General features: G+C 47.4%; 22 protein-coding genes and 1 tRNA gene. 5 read left to right on the top strand and 18 right to left on the bottom strand.

All coding sequences use genetic code 11. The features are described 5' to 3' along the window. The first annotated feature begins 178 nt into the window (after nt 1-178). Nucleotides 179-250 (top strand) — tRNA-Arg (locus tag F1593_RS07695). A gap of 186 nt (nt 251-436) precedes the next feature. On the opposite strand, the gene F1593_RS07690 is transcribed toward F1593_RS07695, so the two are convergent. The 16 genes from F1593_RS07690 to F1593_RS07615 all read right to left on the bottom strand — a co-directional run bounded on the left by F1593_RS07690 (nt 437) and on the right by F1593_RS07615 (nt 17713). Next, the gene (locus F1593_RS07690; RefSeq protein WP_149400973.1) at nt 437-1057 is read right to left on the bottom strand and encodes an NADPH-dependent F420 reductase; all 621 of its coding nucleotides are present in this window, start codon (nt 1055-1057) and stop codon (nt 437-439) included. A gap of 81 nt (nt 1058-1138) precedes the next feature. Continuing rightward, the gene (locus F1593_RS07685) at nt 1139-1408 is read right to left on the bottom strand and encodes a UBP-type zinc finger domain-containing protein (RefSeq protein ID WP_149400972.1); all 270 of its coding nucleotides are present in this window, start codon (nt 1406-1408) and stop codon (nt 1139-1141) included. 273 nt (nt 1409-1681) lie between these two features. Next, nucleotides 1682-2428, bottom strand: coding sequence for a type 1 glutamine amidotransferase domain-containing protein (locus F1593_RS07680; protein WP_149400971.1), 747 nt, complete (start codon nt 2426-2428; stop codon nt 1682-1684). A gap of 54 nt (nt 2429-2482) precedes the next feature. After that, nucleotides 2483-4732 (bottom strand): AGE family epimerase/isomerase, encoded by a 2250-nt coding sequence (locus tag F1593_RS07675; RefSeq protein WP_149400970.1) that lies wholly within the window; start codon nt 4730-4732, stop codon nt 2483-2485. A gap of 48 nt (nt 4733-4780) precedes the next feature. After that, a complete protein-coding gene (gene glgX / locus F1593_RS07670) occupies nt 4781-6955 on the bottom strand; it encodes a glycogen debranching protein GlgX (protein WP_149400969.1) in 2175 nt (724 codons plus the stop codon). 20 nt (nt 6956-6975) lie between these two features. Further along, a complete protein-coding gene (locus F1593_RS07665; RefSeq protein ID WP_149400968.1) occupies nt 6976-7419 on the bottom strand; it encodes a VOC family protein in 444 nt (147 codons plus the stop codon). A 20-nt stretch (nt 7420-7439) separates the two neighbouring features. Next, complete coding sequence (locus F1593_RS07660; RefSeq protein ID WP_149400967.1) at nt 7440-8009, bottom strand: DJ-1/PfpI family protein; 570 nt, start codon at nt 8007-8009, stop codon at nt 7440-7442. 79 nt (nt 8010-8088) lie between these two features. Further along, entirely contained in the window at nt 8089-9615 is a 1527-nt protein-coding gene (locus F1593_RS07655) for a GMC family oxidoreductase (RefSeq protein ID WP_149400966.1), read from the bottom strand. A gap of 13 nt (nt 9616-9628) precedes the next feature. Then, nucleotides 9629-10024: a nuclear transport factor 2 family protein gene (locus F1593_RS07650; protein WP_149400965.1), complete on the bottom strand. Its 396-nt coding sequence runs from the start codon at nt 10022-10024 to the stop codon at nt 9629-9631. A 135-nt stretch (nt 10025-10159) separates the two neighbouring features. After that, a complete protein-coding gene (locus F1593_RS07645) occupies nt 10160-10612 on the bottom strand; it encodes a hypothetical protein (protein WP_149400964.1) in 453 nt (150 codons plus the stop codon). A gap of 103 nt (nt 10613-10715) precedes the next feature. Then, complete coding sequence (locus F1593_RS07640; RefSeq protein ID WP_149400963.1) at nt 10716-11582, bottom strand: FAD binding domain-containing protein; 867 nt, start codon at nt 11580-11582, stop codon at nt 10716-10718. A gap of 33 nt (nt 11583-11615) precedes the next feature. Next, on the bottom strand, nt 11616-14027 hold the full coding sequence (locus F1593_RS07635; protein WP_216368806.1) for a xanthine dehydrogenase family protein molybdopterin-binding subunit: 2412 nt from the start codon (nt 14025-14027) through the stop codon (nt 11616-11618). 67 nt (nt 14028-14094) lie between these two features. Continuing rightward, entirely contained in the window at nt 14095-14595 is a 501-nt protein-coding gene (locus tag F1593_RS07630; RefSeq protein ID WP_149400962.1) for a (2Fe-2S)-binding protein, read from the bottom strand. Nucleotides 14596-14743: 148 nt separating this feature from the next. Next, nucleotides 14744-15082 (bottom strand): nuclear transport factor 2 family protein, encoded by a 339-nt coding sequence (locus F1593_RS07625; RefSeq protein WP_149400961.1) that lies wholly within the window; start codon nt 15080-15082, stop codon nt 14744-14746. A 53-nt stretch (nt 15083-15135) separates the two neighbouring features. Further along, a complete protein-coding gene (locus F1593_RS07620) occupies nt 15136-16854 on the bottom strand; it encodes a thiamine pyrophosphate-binding protein (protein WP_149400960.1) in 1719 nt (572 codons plus the stop codon). Nucleotides 16855-16888: 34 nt separating this feature from the next. Next, nucleotides 16889-17713, bottom strand: a complete 825-nt coding sequence (locus tag F1593_RS07615; protein WP_149400959.1) for a type 1 glutamine amidotransferase domain-containing protein — start codon at nt 17711-17713, stop codon at nt 16889-16891. A gap of 1326 nt (nt 17714-19039) precedes the next feature. Between F1593_RS07615 and F1593_RS07610 the strand changes: the two genes are divergently transcribed. Continuing rightward, entirely contained in the window at nt 19040-20200 is a 1161-nt protein-coding gene (locus F1593_RS07610) for an AfsR/SARP family transcriptional regulator (RefSeq protein WP_149400958.1), read from the top strand. A 291-nt stretch (nt 20201-20491) separates the two neighbouring features. Further along, on the top strand, nt 20492-20713 hold the full coding sequence (locus F1593_RS07605) for a hypothetical protein (RefSeq protein WP_149400957.1): 222 nt from the start codon (nt 20492-20494) through the stop codon (nt 20711-20713). Between the two features lie 158 nt (nt 20714-20871). On the opposite strand, the gene F1593_RS07600 is transcribed toward F1593_RS07605, so the two are convergent. After that, the gene (locus tag F1593_RS07600; protein WP_149400956.1) at nt 20872-21600 is read right to left on the bottom strand and encodes a TMEM175 family protein; all 729 of its coding nucleotides are present in this window, start codon (nt 21598-21600) and stop codon (nt 20872-20874) included. Between the two features lie 321 nt (nt 21601-21921). Here F1593_RS07600 and F1593_RS07595 point away from each other — a divergent pair, with 321 nt between their 5' ends. Both F1593_RS07595 and F1593_RS07590 read left to right on the top strand, forming a co-directional pair. Continuing rightward, on the top strand, nt 21922-22233 hold the full coding sequence (locus F1593_RS07595) for an antibiotic biosynthesis monooxygenase family protein (protein WP_149400955.1): 312 nt from the start codon (nt 21922-21924) through the stop codon (nt 22231-22233). A gap of 87 nt (nt 22234-22320) precedes the next feature. Next, entirely contained in the window at nt 22321-22887 is a 567-nt protein-coding gene (locus tag F1593_RS07590) for a DUF2231 domain-containing protein (protein ID WP_149400954.1), read from the top strand. Between the two features lie 96 nt (nt 22888-22983). Here F1593_RS07590 and F1593_RS29245 read toward each other — a convergent pair whose 3' ends face one another. After that, the gene (locus F1593_RS29245; RefSeq protein WP_149400953.1) at nt 22984-25719 is read right to left on the bottom strand and encodes a CDGSH iron-sulfur domain-containing protein; all 2736 of its coding nucleotides are present in this window, start codon (nt 25717-25719) and stop codon (nt 22984-22986) included. Between the last annotated feature and the right edge of the window lie 538 nt (nt 25720-26257).

The following is a 26257-nucleotide window of genomic DNA, read 5'->3' as shown; positions in this document are numbered from 1 at the left end:
CGCTTAAATCGCGCCATTCTTTGTCCATTGCTTCTTCCATCTCATCCTCCACTCTTTACTGCTTCCAGTGTATCATCTTTCTTTTCTCCTGCCAAGCCTCCCGCAAAAAAATGACGCGCACCCTGGCTTGAGATGCGTCTTGAGAAAGCTTGACGAATATGGTATACTCCTTGATGAAGTTCCCGTAGCTCAGTGGATAGAGCACCGGTCTCCGAAACCGGTGGCGCTGGTTCAATTCCAGTCGGGAACATTTTCCTTAGCCGCCAAGCTGGCGGTTTTTTTGTGCTCTTTTCGCTTTAAGCATGTGGAGCAGAAAATGTGTGCTGAGCATACGTTTTCTGCTCCACATGCTTAAACCTTTTTGAACACCAGGAGCACGAAAATTCATAGTTGGAGATTATAGAGACCATTGAATTAGATGCTCTCTAAAAACGTACTATTTGAGATCCGCCAGGAGGCGTTGGGCTTCTGAAAAGTTCATAGGAACGTTATAGATGGGCGAGCCAGGTTGCTGGATCAAGCCTCCTTCACGCAGGAAGCCACTATCAATTGCGGCGTAACCAATATCCTCAATCAGTCGGGCAACGACTGCTTTGGCTTCAGAGTCATCTCCGGCAATGAAAAGGGCCAGCCGTTCTTCGGGCGCGCTCCGTCCACCCGTGCGTAGGGTTTCATAGTACATTGTATTAAAGGCTTTTACTAAGCGCGCTCCAGGCAATTGTTTCGACATCTCTTCACTCGAGCTTGATTCCCCCAGATCAACCACTCCGCGTGGTCCATAATGATTCGTCGCATCAATGGTGATTTTATTCTCAAATAGTCGTGCTGGCGGAAGTGTATCTCGTTTGATCCAGGGAATGGTGAGTAAGACACAGTCAGCAAACTGGACCGCTTCATCTGGATGCATAGCCTGGACGTTTGCACCAAGCGTTTCGGCCAGGGAGGCGAGCGTCTCTGGATCTCTCGAATTGCTAATCGCAACAGCATGGCCTGCTTTGGCGAAAAGTTGAGCCAGGGTAGAACCAATACGGCCAGTACCAATGATACCAATCTTCATCTTTCTCTTTCCTTTTACTGAGCTGAATACGTATGTGCTGTGTCATATGCCGCATAATGCGTGGCATAGTATGCGCATCTTTTATTCGCTGAATTCAAGTTCCACCTGATCGACATAGCACCATCCCCAGTCCTCGCCAGGTTCAAATGACTGAATAATTGGATGCTTTGTCTTATGGAAATGCCTGGTTGCATGTTTGTTTTTTGATGAGTCACAGCAGCCAACGTGCCCACATTCCAGGCAGAGGCGCAAATGTATCCAGGTATCTCCGATTTTTAAACAATCCTCACATCCGTCCGCACTGGGAGTAACTTCATGAATGTGATCAATGTGTGTGCACTCCTTTGTCATCTACATCTTCCTTTTTATCGCTTCGCAACAGGATCTAGCTTATCCGGCTCGTTTCTTTGTTATTTTACTGTTACTAAAAGCATCTATTTATATACTACGCTATGACATATAGTGTGTCAAGCAAAGAGAATTACACAATTCGATTGTTAGAAAAGAGTATTTACAGCAGTGAAAACAGAACAGCACAAGGATTGTTTTCTTGAACAATACCATTGAAGGTGATTGAAAGAAAAGGCAATCCGTGCTGCTCTCTCATGCTCCTGACTCTATCGTCTACTGATTGGCACTATTCAATTTCTTTACAAAGGCCTCGGCCAGAGCTTTAGATGAATGGGGATTCTGGCCCGTTAAGAGATTGCGATCCTCAACCACATGCGAATCCCAGATGGTATCGGCTTTCTCATAGTGTGCACCGAGTCGTTTGATTTCAACCTCTAATACTAATGGCAGTTTACCCGCCATATTGGTGACAAGTTCTTCGCTATGTGAGAAACAGGTCATCCGATAGCCAGCGAATGGCCAGACGCTTTCACCGTCACGCAAGGCGAGCAGCGCGCAATGTCCATGGCAGACAACGGCAAGCGGTTTTTCCAGTTCCAATGTCCAGCGGATGACCTGTGTAAGAGCGTCGGACTTGGTGAAATCCCCAATCGCACCGTGGCCTCCACTGATGTAAACGCCATCGTAGGATGCCATCTGTTTTTCAGTGAGCGTATTGATGTTCATAGGATGGTGTAAATCAGTCAGGTTCTCAATGACCTGGATGTATTCTTTAGATGCTTCCAGATCGTGGTTCTCTGAATGCTCCGGCCTGACATATTTCAAAAAGTTAGGATCAATACTGGTTTCATCGGGGGTTGGACGAATGCCCCCGATGGTTGCAATATTGATTTCGTATCCCTCCTGCTTGAAGCGCTTATAAGGCACTACTAATTCTTCCGCCCAAAAGCCAGATGGATGGAGTTCCCCATCGATCAAATGGAGTTTTGACTGATTTGTCAAAAGTATGAGTAGTTTCATTTTTCCCCCACTCCTTTTCAATAACCGAGCAGCATGTATTCTACCGCATACTAATTAGCGTACAGCACCTTCTTTAGGTGTTTCTTCCACATCTGAAACATCGAATTGTTCTAACGCGTCCACACTCCGCAATACATCTTTGATGCTATCGTTGGCACCGATAATCTGGATGCTTTTATCCAGATCGGACTTTTCGTTTACAAAGCTCATGACACGAGCTGCTTCTTTAGAGATCGACTGTAAGTTTTCCAGGTTCAATACAAATTGTTTGGGATGTGTGGAAATGATAGTATCCAGCAGCACCTTTAAGGTATTCTCAGCTCCGTTATTGACGTTGCCAAACAGACGTAACTGTGCAATACCGTCAACGATATCAAGTTCCGAGTCAAATGTTATGCCAACAGGAGCAATACGGGCCCGTACCTTCAACTCACGCGTTGCAGTTGGAGAAAGGGTAGGATTGCCGCTCCATGTCGGACGCTCTTCAAGCGTATGGTGTTCTTGTAGGCGGGGAAGTTTAATGGTCATGGCAACAGGATCGAAATCATGATATGGCTCGCCATTGATCCAGACCTCTTCGAGTTGCACGCTTCCCGGTGGGAGGATATCTGGCTGCACGCGCAGGATATCGTCTTTGAGCGCGCCCGAGATCGGTTTGAAGTAAAAGTCCATCGGCTTTTTGGTGATCAACAGATTGGTGTAAACAGAGGCCAGATAACAGAGCTCAAATGAATGGTAGCCAGACATCGAGTGGCTGCCCTTTAAGCGCTCGGTTCCCAGGAGATAGGGGAGACCATTTCCCAGGACGTTAAAGTAGACGCCGCCATTGTCATGATCCGGGAAGAAGGCGTTATAGAAGGCACTTGATTCACGGGCCAGGCGCAGGTGCTCTGGCTCTTTGAGGGAACCATGCAGAATCAGGTAAGCCAGAATGGCCTGTTCCTGTTGCCACCATGCTTTGCGGTCATGCCAGACAAAACGGTGCCACTCTTCACCTTCCTTACGCACACGTTCTACGACATCATACCAGCCGGCACGCTGGGTATCCATGCCAACGGTGGGCATGATCGCAGCGATTTTTTTTGCCAGCGTCGTATATTGCTCATGTGGACGCAGGTGATTGATACGCATCAGGTTCCAGGCAATTTTGAGATTATGGCCTACTACCGCCCTGTTCTGTTGCCAGCCCCAGGTTGTGTCGTGGCTCCAATCTTCATGGAATTTCTCCTGGACAAATGGACTGTGTTCTGGATCCGGGAAATGCTGTGCGATTGTATCAGCCGTGTTGACCAGAAAATCCGCATATTTATCTTCACCCGTTGCTAACCAGAGATTGATGAGATACGCCGGTGCATGATCACCAACCGAGTTCCAGTTCTTGCGGGCCCGGTCCTGTCCCAGGGATTCTGCACGCGGATCAAAGGTGATCGGATCAACGTGCGAGAAGTATCCCCCCTTTTCTGGATCGAGAAAGAACTTGTCAAAGAGATTGATGGTCATCTCGGCATCCCGCAGGATACGTGAATCTCCTGTGATACGGTAGGTCTGAATAGGACCGGCCAGCGCATAGATCTGCTCATAAGCTGGGATAGCATCGTAGTCATCGCCAAACTGTGAGGCCAGAATTTTGCGTTTATGCGAGCCCTGCACATCCATGGCATGATACCAGTAGACGATATTTTCGTCCTCGTCGACGGCGCGCATATGCTCACGCAGGTATTCCGTCCCTTTTTCGGCGGCTTCCAGATAGCGATCTTCGCCGGTAAGCAGGAATGCTGAGGCAAAACCGTAGATCATACGCGAGATGGTATCTGTTTCCTGGCGGTTGCTCTCGATGCGTTGACCTTCCAGGGTAAGATGGGTGCGATAGGTGCTATAGTCGACATTGCCATCTGCGAATTGCGCATTGAAGTAGAACTCGGCGAGCGAGCGGATCTGGTTGATCCACCAGTCTTGCTTTTCAAAGCGATAATCGCCTAACTCAGGACCGGTAAAGATGATATGTTTGGCCTCGAATGTGAAGCCTCCGCCTTCGGGATAGAAGATGCCGTAGGCGAATACGTATTTTCCGGCTTCCAGGATATGTTCCAGCGATGTGCCAGGGTCTTGATAGGCTTCTCCCAGGTTCCGTAGTAACTCACCGTAGCTTGTGTCTGTTGTTTTTACTTCAAATTCACGACCATCGCTTGTACGTAGACCAAAGGTTTTTTTACCATTATCTACCGAGGTGATATATCCTGCGATGGTGTCGGAAAATGGAAAAGATATTGAGTTGTTGGTTTGCTTATTTGTTTCAGCAGTCATGAATGACCTTACCTTTCGTATCTAGAGCAAATGGACAACTGTGAATTTTTAGCGAGAAATTAATACAACGACACTACGATTACCGACGCGATAGCTGTTGCCGGTAAAGGCTACTTCTTGTCCTGGTTCCAGAATATCGTTGGGAGATGGTTGTGCTGTATCTACAACTCTGTACCAGCTTCGATCTGTCAGGAGTGGGACATCAAACTCGAGATCTTCCCAGTCCATGTTGAACATGACATGGATGTCCGCATCATCCTCGCTGCTTTCTTCGGCAATGCTTCCCATTGTTACTGCCAGGACGCGTGACTCGGGATCTTGCCATCCCGGATGATTCAGACTGCAACCGTGCCAGGAGATATCGGCCAATCCGCGCTGATTAACCTTTCCCTCGAAGAAGTTGTTGCGTCTCAAGAGAGAATGCTGTTTGCGAAATGCGATAATCCATTTGAAGAAGCGAAACATATCCTGGTTTTTATCGACCAGGTTCCAATCGAACCAGCTTAGCTCATTATCCTGGCAGTAGGCATTGTTATTGCCGTGTTGCGTACGTTGTACCTCGTCGCCGTACACAAACATGGGAACACCTTGTGAGATCATGAGTAGGGTGATAAAATTCTTGATCTGACGTTTGCGCAATGCCAGGATTTCAGGATCACCGGTTTCTCCTTCAGCCCCACAGTTCCAGCTTAAATTGTCGTTAATGCCATCATTATTGTTTTCACCATTGACCTCGTTGTGTTTTCCATTGTAGGAAACAAGGTCGTTGAGGGTAAAACCATCATGTGCGGTGATGAAATTGATGCTATTAATGGGGAGCTCACCACTAAATTCAAAGATCGAGGCACTGCCAGCAATGACATCTGCGATGCGCCCCACAATTGTTTTTCCATCGACGTAGCCTTGATCTCCTTTGATAAAGTGTCGTACCGCATCGCGAAAGATTCCGTTCCATTCACCCCACCGATATCCTGGAAAGTAACCGATCTGATAGAGCCCGGCTGCATCCCAGGCTTCCGCAATAACTTTGGTATCCGCCAGCACCTCTGATAATTCGATATTCCATATGACCGGAGGATAGGTCATAGGGATGCCATTTTCATCGCGGCTCAAAATGGCAGCTTCGTCAAAACGGAAGCCATCGACATGCATTTCATTGACCCAAAAGCGCAAGGAGTCGATAATCATTTTTTCCGTGATTGGATGATTCCCATTCAGAGTGTTGCCACAGCCGGAAAAGTTCATATGATAACGGCGATCCTGAGCTGAAAGCATATAGTAGCAACTGTTCGCAAAACCTTTGAAATTGATCGTCGGACCATTTTCATTGCCTTCGCTGGTGTGGTTAAAGACGACATCCAGGATGACCTCGATGCCAGCTTTATGGAACGCCTTGACCATGTCTCGAAACTCTCTTGTATGTCCACCGGCTTCAGCCGAGACACAATAGGTATTCTCTGGTGCGAAGAAACTGATCGGATCATAACCCCAGTAGTTCGTTAGAGGTGTCCCATCGGGGCTGATTTGTTTTACCTCCTTCTGATCAAAGTCGAATACAGGCAGGAGTTCGACCGCTGTAACCCCGAGTTCCTGGAGATAGGGGATCTTTTCTATGACTCCTGAGAAGGTGCCTGCATATTGACTGTTTGAGGAAGAAGAACGAGTGAATCCTTTGACATGCATTTCATAAATGATGGTATCTTTCATGAGCCGGTTTAATGGCCGATCCCCTTCCCAATCATAATGAGATGTATCAATAACCACGCTGCGCATCGAGGTTGTCACATTGTCTTCCCCATTACATGCCTTGCCACGATCCCATAGGGCATCAGTATTTCCCCGGGCGTAAGGATCAATCAAAACTTTGTTGGGATTATAGCTATCTCCCTTGCCGTGTACGTCCTGATAGCCATCGACCCGATAGGCATAGTGAATGCCGGGTTGAACCCCTTTGACAAGGACGTGCCAGAAGTGGAAGGTTTTGTTTTTTTGCGGATCAAGCTTGATAGTAAAGATGGGATCTGGATCGTCATGTTCATCAAACAGCAGCAACTCAACGGATGTCGCACGATCCGCGAAGACGGAGAAATTGATACCGGTTTCGTTGATCGTAGCACCTAGAGGATGAGGATAACCATATTCAGTTTCAATAGTAGTTGCTACTACTGTATCCTCTACATGTGTATGCTTTTCTTTGTGGGTTTTCTTTATGCGCGTTGTCATTGTGTCTCCCTTTGTGCAAGCTAACTCAATGGTGTGTCTTCTAGCTGCGGTGGGTTCTCTTGATCGGTATAGCCTTGACTGATTTCAACGATATTGCCTTCGGGATCGGCGAGCCACGCCGTACGCCAGCCTGGAATGACGCTATCAAAATCGATTGGACCTAAGGTGATCCTGGCGGCATTGCCAATCTCCGCCAGGGCGGCATCGACATTTTCAACCGCGAAGGCGAGATGACGCCAACCTGGATATTCAGGCCCGGAGCCCTTAGCGGATGCCAGAGGTGCCACCTGTGTTGCTGGAAACAACTCAAGATAGGTATCCTCTCGCTTGAGAAAGACGACCTGACCCTCGCCGATTGCTATCACTCTGGCGCGTGTGAATCCAAAGTATTGCGTATAAAAGCGTTCGATACTCAGAGGATCTTGACAAGTGAGCGCGACATGTGAAAATGCCAGTGTAGCCATGCTTGCTTTCTCCTCACTGCTTATTGATGGGCCAGAATGTCCAGGATCGTATGTGCGAAAAAGTGACACAGCGGACCTGATCGCCCCGTAACCAGATCCCCATCCACGACCACATCTTCATTGGTATAGATTGCGCCCATATTGCGAACGTCACCGATCAAATTGTTATGTGCGACCACTCGGCGTCCTCGCACGAGTTCCGGCGCCGGCGCGACCAGCCACATTCCATGACAGATAATCCCTTTAAGGATGCTCTTTTCGGCGAAGGCCCGTTTCAGGAATTCGGTGGCTGGCGGTATCTTGGTTACATCCTCGGTATATCTGAGGCGATCAGAAACCATGGCGGATGGAACGATAATGGCTGAAAAGCTTTTGAGGGTTGCATCATCCATGTTCTCAAAGCTTTCATGGCATTCGAACGGAGCTTTATACTCGTGTCCGGTAAACATTATGGAAGGTTGACCCCACATCCGGCTCATGAAATGGAGTTCTACACCCTCTTCTGGAAAGCGATGCTCATAATAAAAGATTTCTTTTTCATAGTAGTCGCTTTCAATCAGAATACCGACCTTTTTTCCTTGCAGCCCCATTGTGATCTCCTTCGTAAGCGTGCTGTAACACAACAGATAATCAATTCCTGGCGGGTAAAGATGTGTTTAATGGCATGACTTATAAGCTATGGGTTGCTTTGATCAGATCTGAACACTTCTCTCCAATCATCAGAATGCCCGTGTGGCAATTGCCAGAGGGAACAAAGGGCATCACGCTGGCATCAGCGACTCTCAGTCCCTCCACACCATAGACGCGTAACTCTGGATCGACTACTGCCATATTGTCCAGTCCCATTTTGCAGGAACCAACCTGATGATGATAGGAATCAGCGGTTTGCTTTACGAATGCTCGTACCTCCGCGTCGCTCTGAACTGTAGGACCAGGCATCAGTTCTTGCTTTACCCAACCAGAGAATGCCTGTGTTCCAAAGATCTGGCGTGCGATTTTAACGGCTTTCACCAGACGCTCAAGGTCGGAAGGCACCCCCAGATAGTTAGGATTTACCAGAGGTTTCGCAAGTGGATTCTTGCTTGCCAATTTGATCCAACCGCGTGAGAGTGGACGAACCAGGCCCGGTAAAATGCTCATGGAGTTGGGATATCCCTGCCCAACGATGATATTAAAAGGCACATGGACAAAGCCGATTTGCAGGTCAGGTCCTACCCAACCCGGCTCTGATTTACAGAATAGAGCGCTCTCTGAAAGATTTTGATGACCAGCTGGCACTGGTTGCGAAGCTTCATTGATCACGCCTGTCAACACGTGGTTATGGAAGTTTTCGCCTACGCCCGGAACTTCGGCCAGCAGGGGAATGTCATACTCCTTCAACTGACTGGGATTGCCAATGCCGGAGAGGAGTAACAGTTTGGGCGATTCAATGGCTCCCGCACAGACAATAACTTCGCGCCTGGCGGTCACCCGCTGGATCTTACCGTTCTGGCTGTATTCCACACCCATGCAGCGTTTTCCCTCAAAGAGAAGACGGGTTGTCTGGGCATTCGTTTGTAATGTCAAATTAGGTCGTTCCAGCGCGGGATTGAGATACGCAACGGCTGTGCTATGGCGTTTCCCATCTTTAATATTGACATGATGCCAACCAGCCCCCTCCATGTCAGGTCCATTGAAGTCTTCAGTGATGGGATAGCCTAATTCGTGACAACCTTCGATAAAAGCTTTAGAGGTAGGATTGGGCTCATGCAATTGAGCATTTGCGACCTCTAGTGGTCCATTTTTGCCAGCCCAGGGACTGGTATTATCCTCCTGGCGCTCTAATTTCTGGAAATAGGGGAGCACATCCTGATAACTCCAGCCCGGACAGCCATTATAGGCCCAGGAGTCATAATCAGATTGATGACCGCGAATATGCATCATAATATACAGATTGCTGCTTCCACCAGGCAATTTACCACGCGGCTCATGGGTAATACGTCCATCAAGGCCAGGCTGTGGCACGGTCGTATAATCCCAGTCTATCGATGATCCAAGCAAGGTAAACCATAAAGACGGATTGTTGACATTGGCCGGTACTTCTGATCCCCCTGCTTCTAATGCCAATACCTGCACGGAAGGGTTTTCACTCAAGCGGTTGGCCAGGACAGATCCAGCTGAGCCAGTTCCGACAATAATGAAATCATAAGCACTCATAGCAGCTCCCGTATTAATCTAACTTCTGATTGACGAACGGAGCAAAAGGGACAGTATCATGGAAATTTGCCATGTACACGATTTTGCCATTGGCAAGCCGAAAGTAATTTGCAACGTTGGCTTCAATCGGGACACCGATGGCATTGGCGGCCGAAATATGCGAAACGACGCATGCCTGATCACCATCAATGACTGTGTGTACCGGTTTATTCTGGAATTTAGAATACCCTTTTTTCAAGCCGCTGACGGCTCCGCGCAAAATGCCGATTCCTTCAACATGTCCCGCCAGTTGCTCATCCACAACGACATTGTCGTCAAAGAGCTCCAGCCAACGATCCCAATCGCCCGTATTTACCGTCTCATAGTAGGCCGCCACCACTGCACTGGTCGTCTCAACTGATGTGCTCATGGTCTGATCTATCCTTTCACTATCTTGCTGTTTATGCGATAAAAGATCTCTATCGTCCAACCAGACTGATCAGACAACCACACTGTCATTCGATCAGCTGGTCAATATACTCAATTGTGAGATTGCATCTCTGGCTTATTTCACTGGCAATGCGGCAGAGTCACCGACAGGATCGAATGAGTTGACCAGATAGCTGCTCACAACTGGTTGCCCCGTCTTGTTTGAACGCACCACATACCACGTTTGCTGTGCTAGAAATTCAATGCGCTGGCTCCTGGCGGCAGGTGCATCCCAGGTACTGGCCTGCCAGTGTGTTAAAAGATCAACCTTCGCCCGATTGCTCTCTGGCGTAATGGTCAATTCCTTTGTCTCGTGTACCTCATCAAAGAATGAGTGTGTGACCCGGTTATACCAATCGATTAATCCAGCCTGATCGGTGACCGTTACCTCAGGAAAGCGGAATTCAATGCTCTCATCCGCGACCATCGAGAGAAAATCTTCGAGTGGGGTATGGATATCGAGTTTATGAAACCAGGTAGTTACAAACTGTCGCACTTCGTTCTCTGTAAGAGCATTTGTCGTAGACATGAATTTTCTCCTTAATCTCGTTTTAATCTCGTTTGACTCATCACTTGAACTGGCTTTGCTATCTGCCTGGACAGCATGCCCGGTGATTCTGAAAAAGAATTTCCTATAGACTTGTTGTCTCTGCTATTGCTTGCTTGAGTGCTCGCCCAATGAGCACCTGTGTCAGATAGGCACGATATTCGGCGGATGCGGCAAGGTCGACAATGAAATCTTGCTCTTCGCTGATCATATTGGGTGTTATCACCAATTCTTCATCTGGACGCTTGCCCTGAAGAATAGTTTCTATGTGTGGGAGACGGATGGCATGGTTGGTGACTCCCGTAACTGCCACCCTGCATTCGCGTAAGGTGCCATCGGAGGCTGGTACAGCGTAGAGTGCAACTCCACAGACTGCATAGCCGCTGGCACGATTTTTGAATTTTTCATAGGCACTCCCGCTCTTCTGAGCAGTGGCAGGGAAATCGAGAGATGTAATGATTTCATCAGCTGCAAGTACAAAACCTCCAGAGATAAAATCATGCGCTGTGATCGTACGTAGTCCTTGTCGTCCGAAGACGTTGAGCGTTGCTTCAAATGTCAGGATGGCGGCGTGGAGATCTGCCCCTACGCTGCTGGCCGCCAGGTTTCCACCGATCGTGCTCCAGTTACGCACAGGGGTATCTGGAGTGCTATTGGCGGCTTCTGCCAGTGCCATATAGCGTTTGAGAATGCCTTGATCACTGGCAATCTCTGCAAAGGTGGTCATTGCTCCGATACGTAGGGTTCCATCCTCTGCGTGCTTGATGCCGCGCAGGACAGGAATGCGGCGGAGATCCACCAGCATTGATGGCGTGTCAATATAATGAATTTTCATCTCGTTTAAGAGTGTGTGACCACCGGCCAGAATGCGCGCCCCTTTATGCTCATTGAGCAACCCTACTGCCTCTTCGAGGCTTGTTGGTGCCGCATAATCAAATGGTGCTGGGATCATCGATTATTCTCCTCTGTGTCGATGTAATCCAACTTAAACGTGGTGTCCATTGCTGGCCGCGTTCTTCTTTTGTTCGGCGTCGCGCATCACGCGCCAGATTTTTTCAGCGGTAAAAGGCATGTCAATATGTTTTATACCCAGGTCAGCGAGGGCATCACACACGGCATTCCCAATCGCAGCCGCCGGAGGAACAGTGGCGATTTCCCCAGCCCCTTTGACACCCAGCGCATTATGGGGTGAGGGAGTGACAGTATAATCAAGTTCATACTCAGGCAGATCGGTGGATCTGGGGATCGCATAACTCGTGAAGCTATCCGTCAAAAGAATTCCCTGCTCATCGTAGACCGCTCGCTCGATCAAGGCCTGCCCTGCGCCATGGGTAATGCTTCCCTCAACCTGCCCATTGACCACCAGAGGATTTCCCAGGGGGCCAGCGTCATTAACTGCCACATAGCGTACCAGATCAACCTGACCTGTTTGGTTATCTATCTCAATAACCGCGATATGTGTCCCAAAGGGATAATTAAAGTCGGCAGGATCAAAGAAACTGGTCTCATCCAGGGTTGGCTCCATCCCTGCGGGGAGATTCCAGCCGTACCAGAGTGCCATCGCCATTTCCTGGAATGTCTTGACCTTTTGAGGTGTATCCTTCACAAAGACCTTTCCGCCTTCATAAACCACATCTTCTTCTGCTGCTTCAAACATATGAGCTGCGGCCTTGCGGATCTTCTCTTTGATCTTCTGAGCTGCCATATACATGGCCGGGCCACCAACGCTGTATGAGCGGCTGCCATATGTACCCTGTCCATAGGGAGCCTTCTGGGTATCGGAGTGATAGACGCGAATGTTATCCATATCGACGCCAAGTTCTTCGGCGGCAATTTGCGCGAAGGTTGTCACATGGCTTTGTCCGGTTGATTTGGAACCGAGCGTGATTCCCACTTCACCGCTTGGATGAACTCGGATATTCGCGCTCTCCCATGTCCCCCCGAGCATCCCTTCTTTCGACATACGCGTGGATGGTCCAACGCCACAAATCGCCACAAAAGATGCGATACCGACGCCGAGGCGTTTCCCACGCCGACTGGCCTCTGCTTTGCGTTCGTTGATATGCGCGTAATCCACCATTTCAAGCGCACGTTCAAGGGCCGCGCCGTAGTTGCCCGAATCGTAGGTCCAACCAAGATGATTGTCGTAAGGAAACTGGTCTGGAGGCACCATATTTTTACGACGCACTTCTGCCGGGTCCATCCCAATCTCTGCCGCGTAGAGGTCGACCAGGCGTTCCATCAAGAATGTCGCCTCAGCACGTCCTGAGCCGCGCTGTGCTCCCAGTGGCACAATATTGGTAAAGACCGCGAAGACTTCACAGAAGGCGTTTTCGATGGTATAGGGACCACTGAGGCTGCGTCCCATCAATGCGGTCGCCACGCCAGGGCCGATGGTGGAAGGATAGGCCCCTAGATTAGCGTAACTGGTACAGCGCAAGCCAGTAATCTTACCATCTTTTGTGCCTGCGATGGTTGCATGCTGTTTATGATCGCGACCCTGCACTGTGGAACGCATCAAGCCATTGCGCGTGTCAACCCACTTTACAGGACGTTCCAGCTCCTTAGACAGGAAAAGGACCAGGGCCATGTCTGGATAAATATAGCCTTTGGTACCGAAGCTCCCACCAATCGTCGGGGCAATGACACGTAACTTGTTAAATGGTATGCCGAGCACCAGTACCGATAGCAGGAAACGATGATTATGGGGTGATTGTGTGGTAGCCCAGAGCGTGTAATCTTCTGTCACCGGATCATAGTTACCGATGGCGCTACGTGGCTCAAGAGGATTATTGATCGTACGCTGATTATACATAGACAGATTGACAACTACTTCGGCTTCAGCAATCGCTTTATCCGCTGCGGCTTTATCACCGCAGGTCCAATCGGCATTTAAATTATGAGGAACTGCGTCATGGAGGAGGGGGGCTCCTTCTTTTAACGCATCTTCGGGATCTACCACAACTGGTAATGGCTCGTAGTCAATATGAATGCCCGCCAGTGCATCATACGCCTGGTAGCGCGTTTCAGCCACAACTGCGGCAACCGAGTCGCCGATGAAACGCACTCTATCTTTTGCCAGTACATCACCTGCTCCCGGTAAGCCAAAGGGATGGGGCGGGAAATGACTTTCAACGCCTCCCGGTATCCAGATACAGGGCAGAGGCATAATCTTGCCTGTCAGATCATCTCCTGTGATCACGCGCACTACGCCAGGCATCTTCAAAGCTTCGCTTGTATCAATATGCTTGATCTTCGCATGAGCATATTCACTGCGTAAGATTGCCATATGCAACATGCCTGGTAGTTTGATATCGGCTGTATACGGCGACTCTCCCTGGAGCATCTGCGGATCTTCGCGGCTTTTTAGCGGAGCGCCAAAGGTCTTTTGAACCACAATCTCTTCCCTCTTTTTTATAGTAAATATTCTTCGTGTCAAAAGGATGGGATGATATCGAGAAACTTTAGTCTGCGCTTCCTACCAGAAGATCTGCTGACTGTGTCTGCCGCGCCTTTACCACCGCATCGCGTACCGCCCGCACCACGCTATGATAGCCAGTACAGCGGCAGAGATGCCCTTCCAGGCAACTGCGGATCTCATCCTCGCTGGGATCTTCATTATGTTGCAGAAAATCGAGCAGCGTCATAATCATGCCCGGCGTACAAAAACCGCATTGCAGGCCGTGCTTTTCCCACAAACTTTGTTGGAGTGTGTTCAACTGTCCATGCTGGCTGACGCCCTCAATGGTCTTCACATCGCAGCCGTCCACCTGTACCGCCAGCATAGAGCAGCTTTTTACAGGTTTACCATTGACCTGGATGACGCAGGTGCCGCACTGGCCTGTGTCACAGCCTAACTTTGTCCCCGTTAAATTCAAGGTATCGCGAATAAAGTCCACTAGAAGTATCCTTGGTTCAACGTTCGCTGTATTCTGAGTACCATTAACTGTCAGTGAAATTTTCATAAACGATGTCCCCTCTCGCATAAATATCAGCAGTTGCATGTTAGTGTTGCGGCTCCGCAAGCAAGAGAATGTTTCTTCTCCTGCTGCGGAACACAGGTAATCACACGGACAGCATTGTCTGGCGATGTTACCGCTGCAATGGGATGGCTTATTTCACACCGGTAAAATGGTATGAAATTTTTCCATTTTTGAGGACAATGGCATCAAAGACAGTGGCTGGTCCCAGATCGGTTACTACACTGGCTTCAAAGAAAATAGTGTCAGCTGTTTCATTGAATTTATCGGTGGATTTGACATCGATGCGTCCGAGAGTTTTAAGATAGTTGCGAAAATGTTCCTTGAGGGCAGCATTCCCTTTGACGGTGAAATCAAAGCCCACCAGGATAGCATCCTCGTTATAATGATCATCGATCAGGCCATCAACATCATGTGCAGAAAGATAGTCTAGTTGTTCATCATAAAATTTTCTTGCAAATGTCGTTGCCATTATCTTGCTCCTTCATGTGCTAACATATGATGCCGATGCGTCATAGCATTCGTTTATGCTATGCCATACTTGTTGACCGCTTTATGAACAATGTGATCGGGGACTTCGTTGGTGATGATCAGCTCGATCAAGAAAGGATCATCGGTAGCTAATGCCTGGCGAATAGCCGGGGCAATCTGTTCCGGGGTTTCTACTCGCGCGGACTGGACCCCCAGTGCCTGTGCCAGCTCATCAAAGCGAATCGCTGGATCGGTCAGTTCAAAGGATGTGGGGAATTCACGTTCGGGTAGATCGCGCTCACGCCAGTATTGTTGAATATTTAATTTCAGCAATTCGTAGCTGTGATTGTTACAAATGACGAACTTGGCTCCAATCTTATGATGTGCCGCCGTCCAGAGCGCCTGAATGGTGTACATACTGCCACCATCGCCACTGAAGCCGATGACTGTTTTATCAGGATGCGCTAATTTGAGTCCCAATGCTCCAGGCAGGCCAACTCCCAACGAGCCACCGCGTGTCAGGAAATAGCTCCCTGTTTGTGTTGGAGGCAGGTAATGCACCAGATCTGGAGAGGTGGTCAAAGCCTCATCGAAGATAACGGCATCTGACGGTAGTTGCGCAGCTAGCTCTTCCATAAATTGCGAGGCATGAAGGGGCATCGTGTCGCGTCTGGCCTGGTTCGCCTCATCCTGATGGGCTTTTTCTTGCTCTTTCTCGGCTGCATGTCTGGTGATACGCGTTTGAGCAGCGGCTTTCTGGTCAGCGTTCATGCTGGTTTGCAACGCGGTTGCTAAGCGGGCCAGCGTTGCTTTGGGATCGCTCACCAGTCCCAGATCGACGGGAAAGTTTTTCGCTATTTCATACGCATCCAGATCGATGTGTACGACTTTCGCATCACGAGCAAACACCTCAGAGAGAGCCGGGAAGACTTCAGGGAAGACATAGGTTCCACAGATGAGTACGGCATCCGCTTGTGTGGTAATGGCGCGGCTATGCTCGCCAAACATATGTCCGAGTTGTCCCTTGAAAAGCGGATGCGCAGCGCTCATATTCACTTCTGACGAATCTGCCCCCCATACTTCCGCCCCCAGAATTTCTGCTACCCGCGTGAGCTCCTCCTGAGCGGCAGATGTCGCAACGCCATCGCCCATGATAATCATTGGTCGTTGAGCATCTTTGAGGAGCTGTGCCGCCTGTAAGAGATGCTGAGACTCAGGTAGGGCCCGTGTGCTCGGCAATGACGTTGGAATTACATCTTCTAGCTGTAACGCGTCAAGAACATCCATTGGTAGGCAGACAAAAACGGGACCCATTGGAGGGGTAGCTGCTATCTTGATTGCCCGACGTAATACACGTAGCAGGGAGGTTGGATCAACTACTCGTGTTGCCCATTTGGTCACAGGTCTTGCCATCTCTACCAGTTGAGCCGCCATTTGGGCATCCATCGCATCGTAGCGGATGCCAGCTTCTCCATTGATCACCACCAGGGGGGCGTGACCACGTTTAGCCTGATAGAGCATCCCAATCCCGTTTCCCAGTCCCACGCCGCTATGCAATTGTACCACCGTTGGTTTTTTTGTTGCTCGCGTGTAGCCATCGGCTATCGCTAATGCGACAGTCTCTTGCAAGGTCAGAATGTACTTAAAATTTGGATATTCGCTGAGTACATCCAGGAATCCTTGCTCAACGGTGCCGGGATTCCCGAACATGTGATCAATACCGTCTGCCAGGAATTGTTCAATGATGGCAAATCGCCCAGTTTTACCTGCCATGCCTATTCTCCTCAATGGCTCTACTGCGTTCGTCTTACCAGCCGTAACGTGTGAGACCATTTTCCAGGACTTCGACGAGCTTCTCACCGGTCGTGTAGGAATCGTGGGTGGAACGGCCAGTCACAAATGGATAATCTACGATAACTGAGATTTCTCGTCCAAAGTTGCTGTGATATTCTCCGCCTGGTGCGGTTGCATCCCTGAGAATATATTCCAGGGGATATGGTGGTGGGCCCATGTTGATATCGCTTCCCACAAAACCAGTCCCATCTTTGTAGTCATATTCTTTGCAATGACCGGTGACATGTTTGCCCTGGATAATGCTTTTACGCTCACTCCAATCGCGAGCAAAGGCCAGACAGGCCACTCCATAGCATTCCGCTGCGACTGGTTTGCCTGCTCGATAGAAGCTGAGCAGTAGATCATGGACGCGGTGATTATTCGCCAGATCGACAATTGGACCACTTCCACCTACGATCAAAATAGCCGCATAGGGAGCGATCTCCTTTTGCACCTGGTCTACTCCATTGTTGTAGGCTTCCATTTCGCGCAATAAATTTGCCGAGCTATAGTAAGGTCGATCCGGCAACCACGCTGAGATATTGAGAGGATTGTCCAACCGTTTTGATTGATCCAGTTCGCGAACTTTATTGGCCATTTCCTTACTGGTCACCGATTTTCCGAGTGGCGGATCAATGAAATCAGCATCCATGCTGGGAGGCAGAGGCGTTGGTCGCTTACCTGTTGGGGTTGCAAAGATAAGCTCATATCCTGCGGCATCTAATTTTTCCAGAGGACCAACCAGTTCCTCACCCCAATAACCCCATTCAGAGAGAATGACTAAAACCTTTTTTGCCATTATGAATACCTCTTGTTAAGCGCTGAAACATACGTGCCAGTACTGACTTGACGCTTATGTTTTTGGGTTTCCTGTATCATTGCTTGTGCATGAACGAACTAAAAGTGACATCCATCCTTTACGTTGCCAGCAGCGAAAAAAGCTTGAATGCTAGATGTTTAGCGTTTGCATGACAGTATGAAGCAGCACTACCACATGCCTGGTTGGTTTTTCTAATTGTTCCGTATCAATTGCAGGCATCTTTTTAATCAGCTTCATCTCTGACGCAAAATGCTAGAATATCACCAATGCGGAGTTCTTACGACGATGTAATGAAAAAAGAGGAATGTAGCAGCATCGCCACATCGATAGTGTCTTGTTTTGCTTTCTTGTGAAGAGTAACATGAGCACATTTATAATTACTTTACATTTAATCTCTATTTTGTTTATGACTTAAAAAGTAAAGGGCTAATTTTCTTGAAAATCATTTATTCAAAGAAGAATTCTTATTATAAGAAGGTTAAATAACCTTAAAATTACTTTTATTACAATAGCAATTTTAAAAAGTCACAAAACGTAAATTTGGTAGTTGATTGACAGAATAAATAGAATGTATTATACATAAATGGGTATAACATATAATTTTATTATTGCCAAAAAAATAACAGCCAGTGCAAGATGTACTTGCTTGCTTACAGGTTTATCGAGTAATTCTATGTAAGTTAGCGGGCTCTTTATCCTTCCGGGTGATGAGGGAAGGGAATCATGGCGAGGACTGTCATGCCTGCCATCGCGCTCCGTCAGGGGCTGCCGCCCCTGCACCCCGCTTTCACCCGAAAAGATAGAGAGCCAGTTAGCAAGTAGCCAATAAATGTATTGTTGTTATTTACCTGTCGTTGCATTGAATGGATATCTCAGCATTGTCTGATTTGGTATTTATTCTATAATGACGATGTTTTTGTTGCACAAGTAGGGAGTTTTAGTACTCTCATAAAAAAGCAAAGAAATTCTAGGAGGAAGAGCAATATGAGTAGATAAATAAAAACAACTCCAGCTTTCTATACGTGGAGCACAACGCTCCATCTTGTACTGCCCGCCAGGGGAGTAAGTTACTCTAGAAATAAAATAGAGCATGGTGGGAAAACTCTATTTTAGACGTATCTATTCCATAAGGAACATTCTCTCGAAGTGGGATGATTTGTTGAATCGAATGGTAAGAAGTTTGCAAAAAAATCGACTTTGCATCAGATTATTGTTGCCATCAAGCACCTATGGTACATAAGCATTGCTGGTTGGTAAAAAGTCAGAGTGATTTCTGGGATAAAAAAAAGATTTGGGGAGCAATACATGAACTCATTCGACAAGGATAACATGCAGGATTCCACCAATACATCGCGCAATCTCTCTGTCAAGCATCTTTTTGAGCGAGGAATAGAGTACATTCAACAAGGGCGCTATAATGAGGGTATGCCGCTCCTAAAGATAGCGAGTGAGCATTTAACACCAGCGCAAGAGCATATCGCTCATTTGTTGGATTTGTTAATGAAAGAATATACACGCTATAGTCAGCTCCAACATAAGATGCAAGAAGTCAGTGATCATTTTATAGAGATCCAGGAGGAGATAAAGTCAAAAAATACCACCTTCAATGCGCTCTGTATCAGCCTCTTAAATGAGACGGAGCACACCAGCATATCCCAGGGAGGGATCCATGGAGCGCAGAAACTTTCGTTAGTAGAGGAGGATAAAGGCCACTCATTATATGCGATCTGTCTGGCACCCTTTGAAATACGCTATTGTGGAACACCTATACCTCTTTGTCCTAATCGTAACGCACAAGCAATTTTACGCTATCTCGTGGCACAAACAGATCACAGTACCACCGCAGATACACTGATGGCTCTTTTCTGGCCGGAGGATCCCGAAAAAGTTGCGCTACGCAAGCTCAATGTCACCATGAGTATTCTGCGTCGCTGTCTCCAGGATGGGTCAGGGTTACAGGACAAGTATATTTTATACAAAAATAGTATTTATCAACTCAATCCTGCACTTCATGTGCATTCTGATGTTGATGAGTTTATGCTTTTGTATAATACCGGACGCAAATTAAAAGGTGAGAACGCTGTATCCTATTATGAGATTGCCAACTCTTTGTATATTCGTCCCTTCCTGATGGAAGATCTCTATGCGGATTGGTCTTTTGCTTTTCGTGAACAATTGCGGCAGATTCATTTAGAAATGTGCCATACCCTGGCTGAGCACTACCTGAGACAGTGCTCTTATGAAAATGCTGTACGCTGTGCCAACGAAATCATTGAAGAGAATCGTTGCGATGAGGCTGCTTATCGCTTACTGATGCGCATTTATGCGCTGCAAGGGAGACGTAATGACGCTCTTCGGCAATATCAGTTGTGTAAGCAAGTACTCTTAGAAGATTTGAATTTGCGGCCGATGCCCGAAACAACTACTTTATGTCAGGCTATTATGCGCGGCGAGATGCACTTTTAAGCTTTCGTTATCACTACAAAATTTTAGATGCACAATGGCGTGTCATTTACTATGCCTGTGTCTTCTCGACATTCTCTCTTTCGCTGATATATTCCTCTTTAATGGCACGCTGACGTATCCCTTTTCACAATCCACGGATTAAATATAGGCTGATTATAGATTTTTTATAAATGTATCTATTGCATTCTATATACGGGTGCTACAGCTAGAAAACGAGTACATACAAGTACAATTTTTACCTTTTTGAATGAGCACCGATTTTAGCGCTTATGAAGGGAGAGAAAGTTCATCATGAAACAAGGAGCTTTTCAACGAGGAAGCAAAGTTCGTGTGATAAATTATAGTCCCTTTAGATGTTTGACTGGCATTGTACAGGAAATTGATAAGAGTGCTGATATTGAAGTATCTTTATATTTTTACTGTATTCAATTAGATGGAGTAAATAATCAAGGGCCTATGTGGTTCCAACATGAAGAGCTAGAATTGGTCGGGCTGAACACCAACACCAGGTAGACAGGAAAAATCATCATGAGGAAGTCAGGGGCAATTTCGGAGTATCCTCTTCAGATACTGATGAGGATGTAAAGATGAGATTGCCCCTTCAATAGAAGCAAAAACAGCATTGTTTTATTGTTTCCTGCTTATTGACTTGTAAAAACAACAAAAAGAACTCATAACATTGTTTTGTTGACTATCTCCGAACTTTCCTCTTGATCTACATTTGCTGTTCTTACCAGACGTTTGAGGAAGGCAGCAATTGGCATTGCATAGACAAGAGCTGCGATAATACACAAAATCAGGCTCATCTCAACACTTATCAATGAAGTGATGAGTGCAAACAGGTAAATTGGTAAACCAACCAGGTAAGTTCTGGTAGTTCTTTGTTTTACCTGAAAATCCAAATTTTTCTCTACAAGATGGCTCTTCCCCGCAGCATACCACCAGATAATGTTAAACATAACGCCGTTGATAAACAGGGTCAGGCTGTACATGATAGCTGCCAGATGGCTATCATTCACCATGATAGTTGCCAGATAACTCCCATTTACCGATTCCATGTATTTTGTGACCAGTGAGGTGACAAAAGGGATAAAAGCCAGGAACATCAAGAAAATGGTGTTGATGATGAGCAAGTTGTGGTCCGTGTACTTGATATGCCTGAACATATTGTGATGATTAGCCCAAAAGATACCAATCACCAGAAAACTAGTTATGTAGCCCAGGTAGTTTGGTCCTTGTGCTAATAAACCAATCAGGAGACTTGTATGTGTATTTGCGTCTGGTACATGGATATCCAGGACCAACAATGTGATTGCCACCGACATTACTCCATCACTAAAGGCTTCGAGACGATTGGTGCCTCGTTCGTCATCCAGCAATCCTTCGTGTATTCTTAGCATAGTCAAACCCTTTCTTGTTTTTAATTTCAAAAAATTGCACACGAGTGAAGTATAAAATATATTACACTGCGATATCTTATTTATAAATGAAATATAGAAGTTTTATAAATAATTTGTAAAGTGCTGTCACATATTTTATTTAGGAGTGATTGACAAAATTGGTTATTGTTCCAAGTAGTTTTATTGTAGTAGATATTTACTGGCTTGCAATATGTCAGTTAAGATGATAAATTAGTAAATGGAGATACAAGATGCAGTGAATGGATTATCCATAGGGAACCAAAGCAAAAGAGTGTAAATGGAAAAGGAGAAAGGTGAAACATGATTGTTGAATATACACGTTATAGCGTTGCCGAGGGGCAGGGTGAGGCTCTGGAAAATGCATATCAGCATGCACAAAGTGCATTGAAGGAGTCTCCCCATTGTCTTAGCTACGAGCTATCCCGTTGCGCCGAGGAACCCACCTCCTATATCTTGCGCATTGAATGGGACTCATCTGAGGGCCACCTCCAGGGATTTCGCAAGAGCCCCGAATTTCAAGGGTTCTTTGAAAATGTTCGTCCTTTCTTTAACAATATTCAAGAGATGCGCCACTATGAAGTGACGTCTATTCAGGGCAATAAGAAGAAGTAGCGATGGATTATATGAGAACAAATCAGAAAAATACTGCTCTTCTGGTTTGTTCTCCTTAACCTCCAAAGCTGTTAGAGGAGCATTTCATTGAAAGATCCCGTGGTAAAAGGCCATCCTCTTCACGCCATGTTATCCGATTTGCCAATTGGTATGACCGTAGCAGGAGTCTGTTTTGATTTGCTGGGCCGGCTTACCCCTCTATCGCAACTGCGTTTTGCCGCAAAAGCGACATTGAGTCTGGCTTTTGTAAGCGGCATCGTGACAGCATTAACTGGTTTGTGGGACTATCAGGCGGTTCCCGGTGATCATCCTGCTCGCCGCTCTGGTGCGCTCCATGGCTATCTTAATGCCTCTGCACTCGTTCTCCTGCTTACCAGCCTTATCCTGCGGCAACGGCCTCTGAAAGATAAGGAGGTTGGAACGTACAAATCCTCCTCTGGCGCCCAGATCTCATCCCTGGTAGCTCTCTTTGCCATGGTGATTGCAGGCTGGTTCGGTGGAGAAACAGTTTTCACGCATGGCTGGCGTGTCACGCCAGCTGAATATGATCAGTTATTGGAAGAGGATCTTGCTAAAAGTGGTCAAAAAGAGCATCTTGAAAAAGTGCATGCTATCGTTTACGAATATAAACAGGCGCATACACTTATACCCTGATCTTCAAGCATAATTTTTGGCACCTGTGGTGCTTAAAGAGATTCTTCTGTGATGCGGACAATATGCACAGTGTATTGTCTGCATCACAGAGATCCCTTAATTCTGCTTGCCAGTGTCGATCCAACGTTTGAATGTTTCCAGCTTTTCAGGGGGCCAGGCTCCATCACAGGGCATGGTTCCGTTCTGTAAGCGTTGGAAGATGGCTTCGGCGTGTTGCGCTGTGTCTTTGTACTCCCACAGATCGAAGGCCCATTTCATCGACTGGCGGTCCATACGCCGGAACAGCGGCTTGATATGCTGAGTGAAGTGTACTGTCTCATCAGCTCCGGGTAATATGACTTGCTCTTCTTCTTGTGGTATGGGTGCAAGGGCTGAGATGCGTGATCCAGGAGGGCCTGCGGTTCCCCAGTCCCAATGGGGCACTGGCATATTCAGCGGCGGATGGCAGTCTGGTGCGGAGTTTTCTACCGCCAGACGTGAACCCCATTCGATATAGGCTGCAAACGCTGAGCGGAACTCAGGATCATTGGGCAGTCCCGCATCGTTAGCCGCTTGATAGAGCAAGCTGGCCCAGCGCGCTCTCTTTTCTTCCGTAAGCCCTTTTCCAATGTGTTGAGAGAGCATACGTGTATAGCCGCCATATTTGCGCGTATATTCTGCTGGCCCCTTAAAAACTTCACCCAGCCAGGTCGCTACACGTTCAGGATGATCGGGCGACATGTTGGCGAAGAGTGGCTCTAGCAATGGATCTTGTGGCACATATTTGTCGTAAAAGAGATGTGTCATGCGTGTCAGTGCTGGAAATCCTCCCACCCACTCGAACAGGGTTGGCTCATGATCCTCAGGGATGACAGGATCGTGGAAATTGACATACCAGTGCATGCCACTACAGAATGGTTTGTTCTGGGAATGACCACAGCGGCAAAGGCTGTAATGTTCCAGTGAGACACCTTGATTGCGTGGCTCATCATGATCCTCACCATCCTTCAAAGGGATACCACCAGTGATCCGGTATGGTCCGTCTTTGGAAATCTCAACAGCACGCTTGCGTACCTGATCAACACCATCCCGTATTTCGACACCGTTTAGCGCATAGCTGAGCGCCCCAGAGGGACAGGAACGTACCGCACGGATGATATCATCCATTCGTGCGCCATTGGGAGCTACAAATTGCTCCTGGCCGACACGGAATACCGAGGAGAGACGGTCTGTACAGAAGCCTGAATGGGCGCAGATACCCCGATTATCCAGAACAGTTACCGCTGTGCCAACGTATGTGTCGCGGTGGTCAGGAACACGCTGAGGGTCTTTCTGGCTGGTGAAGTCGATTTGTGTGTGTGTCCCATCACAGAACGGTTTGTTCGCCGAGTTGCCACAGCGGCAGAGCGCCATCTGCGGTCGGGTCTGGATACGTTCTCCCAGCCATGTCTTGAGGACATCAACGTTGCTAAAAAGATAAGGGCCATTGACGGAAGATAGTATCGTACACTCTAAAGCCGCTTGTAGCTCTTTCAGGGCTGCAATTTTGTTGGTTGCACTGCGGGAATCTTCGGCGGGTGCAAATTGACAGGAGAGATCTTGCAGTGCTGCCGTCGCTTCCAGGATTTCGGTTGGCAGCCGTTGTGTCACGCGCAGGGTGGTTGCTGTCGTGGCAAGGTGCCAGAGCCGTTCGTCAAAAAGTGCTAATGCGACGGCTTGATGTTGTACTTCTGGGAGAATGCTACTGTCTCCAAAGGTCGGACCAGCGTATACGCCTGGAAGTGCAACGGTATCCACAGGCATTTGTGTGAGCGCATCTCCGAGTGGACGGATGACTGACGCGAACAATTGCTGAATAGCCTGAGCCAGTTGCTCAAGGTCGCTTGCCGATTCTTCTGTATGGGCAAAGAAGCGTCGTAGCATCAGTAACAGGAGATCATAGGCATTGTTGAAGAGTCCTGCTACCTCGCCCGTGAGAGGATCATTGATCTGTGTGCTGTTGCCAGGCTCTATACGTTGCTGTGTCGTGGGATTTGTCACAACCTTACGAACAGGTTCGAACGGCACGTTGGTTTGTTGTGCATCAGCCACCGCCTGTTGATACTCAGCCAGAAGCGTATGGTGTAAACCAGTGCTGGCAGTATCGTTTGAGGATGCCTGCCTATCAGCTCCAAGAATATTATTGATGGCAGCATTGGCTGAAGCCTGATCAATTACTGCGATGAGTGGTTGTCCCAGATGAAGGATGTGTGGATCGGCCTGTAAATCTGCTGGGATAATAAATAACTCTTCAGCAGGTATGTTGTTAAAGCCAACTCCTATCTTGCCATACAGTTCTTTGAGCGCGTTATAGTCGCCTGGAAAAATTTCCTGGCCGTCATGATGAGAATTATTCTGAAGCGGATCTGTATTTTCACTGGTCGGCGTCACCGATGTTGTCGCTGATGGCTCGTAGGCAAGCAGACGTTCAATAACTGTCTGTGAGAATGGTTCAATCGTAAGCCAACCTCTGGCTAGATTGTTTGCTATTGCGATAGGAAAGGTGGGGCGCGTAATATGTGGTGTGCCTCCAATTGCAATCAACAAATTGGAGATCTGGGCAAGATGTCCTAAGCGCTCTGTGGCAGCCGCTAAGAACCGTCTGCGCCAGGAGCGAACCAGGCTCGCCTGGGTATCAGTCAGGCCACCTTCGCTTCCATCATTTTTTAGCGAATGCATTGTAAACAGGCAGGCGCAGGCAAGTCCGTGTTCAAATTTGGAGGCGTACGTAAGGAGGGAGATCAAATCCTCTCGTGTCGCTACTGTCTTGACATGTGAATAGCTAAATACATGGCTATTGGTTGTCTCAGGCATAGTTGAATTCCTCTCTGCCTAATCTCAGGCACTGTTATAGAAAGAGTGCCTCGCTGAGATCTTCGTATTTGATGAAGCAAAACTTTTTTATCGCTCTGTTTAAACCTTCAATGATTTTTCAGTTCTTCATCGAACACACCTGCGTAACTATTGCTCGTTGATACTGTATTGACAAAACCTTTTGTTTGCTAGCAATAGTTGCTTATAAGTAATCCTCTTTCTCTCATTGTGCCTTTGCTTTATTCGCATATCAAAGAATATTATACATCATTAAATGCTATATATACCTGTATATATTACCAGTTTATGGACCTTTACATTAATTTAACAGTTTTATATCATCGTATTTAATACTAGATTGAGCATCATAGTAACAGTATTAGGAATGCTAAGATCATATAGAGTCTGAATATGAGGAATGGTTTTGAAATGTCCAGTTAAAGCTATTATCATCTTGCTGACCATCGGAGCGCCAGCGATATGCTGAGAGTTGGATCATCATCAACCAATTAACGCAAAGATGAGCTCGTTTGTTGAT

Source organism: Dictyobacter arantiisoli, from assembly GCF_008326305.1.
In the GTDB taxonomy this organism is placed as follows: domain Bacteria; phylum Chloroflexota; class Ktedonobacteria; order Ktedonobacterales; family Ktedonobacteraceae; genus Dictyobacter; species Dictyobacter arantiisoli.
The sequence above is the reverse complement of the archived record's forward strand: the minus strand, read 5'-3'. Positions and strand labels throughout refer to the sequence as shown.

Coding starts and splice junctions, on each gene's coding strand:
- F1593_RS07690 (WP_149400973.1), bottom strand. CDS start 1,057: ATGAAGATTGGTATCATTGGTACTGGCCGTATTGGTTCTACCCTGGCT.
- F1593_RS07685 (WP_149400972.1), bottom strand. CDS start 1,408: ATGACAAAGGAGTGCACACACATTGATCACATTCATGAAGTTACTCCC.
- F1593_RS07680 (WP_149400971.1), bottom strand. CDS start 2,428: ATGAAACTACTCATACTTTTGACAAATCAGTCAAAACTCCATTTGATC.
- F1593_RS07675 (WP_149400970.1), bottom strand. CDS start 4,732: ATGACTGCTGAAACAAATAAGCAAACCAACAACTCAATATCTTTTCCA.
- glgX (WP_149400969.1), bottom strand. CDS start 6,955: ATGACAACGCGCATAAAGAAAACCCACAAAGAAAAGCATACACATGTA.
- F1593_RS07665 (WP_149400968.1), bottom strand. CDS start 7,419: ATGGCTACACTGGCATTTTCACATGTCGCGCTCACTTGTCAAGATCCT.
- F1593_RS07660 (WP_149400967.1), bottom strand. CDS start 8,009: ATGGGGCTGCAAGGAAAAAAGGTCGGTATTCTGATTGAAAGCGACTAC.
- F1593_RS07655 (WP_149400966.1), bottom strand. CDS start 9,615: ATGAGTGCTTATGATTTCATTATTGTCGGAACTGGCTCAGCTGGATCT.
- F1593_RS07650 (WP_149400965.1), bottom strand. CDS start 10,024: ATGAGCACATCAGTTGAGACGACCAGTGCAGTGGTGGCGGCCTACTAT.
- F1593_RS07645 (WP_149400964.1), bottom strand. CDS start 10,612: ATGTCTACGACAAATGCTCTTACAGAGAACGAAGTGCGACAGTTTGTA.
- F1593_RS07640 (WP_149400963.1), bottom strand. CDS start 11,582: ATGATCCCAGCACCATTTGATTATGCGGCACCAACAAGCCTCGAAGAG.
- F1593_RS07630 (WP_149400962.1), bottom strand. CDS start 14,595: ATGAAAATTTCACTGACAGTTAATGGTACTCAGAATACAGCGAACGTT.
- F1593_RS07625 (WP_149400961.1), bottom strand. CDS start 15,082: ATGGCAACGACATTTGCAAGAAAATTTTATGATGAACAACTAGACTAT.
- F1593_RS07620 (WP_149400960.1), bottom strand. CDS start 16,854: ATGGCAGGTAAAACTGGGCGATTTGCCATCATTGAACAATTCCTGGCA.
- F1593_RS07615 (WP_149400959.1), bottom strand. CDS start 17,713: ATGGCAAAAAAGGTTTTAGTCATTCTCTCTGAATGGGGTTATTGGGGT.
- F1593_RS07610 (WP_149400958.1), top strand. CDS start 19,040: ATGAACTCATTCGACAAGGATAACATGCAGGATTCCACCAATACATCG.
- F1593_RS07605 (WP_149400957.1), top strand. CDS start 20,492: ATGAAACAAGGAGCTTTTCAACGAGGAAGCAAAGTTCGTGTGATAAAT.
- F1593_RS07600 (WP_149400956.1), bottom strand. CDS start 21,600: ATGCTAAGAATACACGAAGGATTGCTGGATGACGAACGAGGCACCAAT.
- F1593_RS07595 (WP_149400955.1), top strand. CDS start 21,922: ATGATTGTTGAATATACACGTTATAGCGTTGCCGAGGGGCAGGGTGAG.
- F1593_RS29245 (WP_149400953.1), bottom strand. CDS start 25,719: ATGCCTGAGACAACCAATAGCCATGTATTTAGCTATTCACATGTCAAG.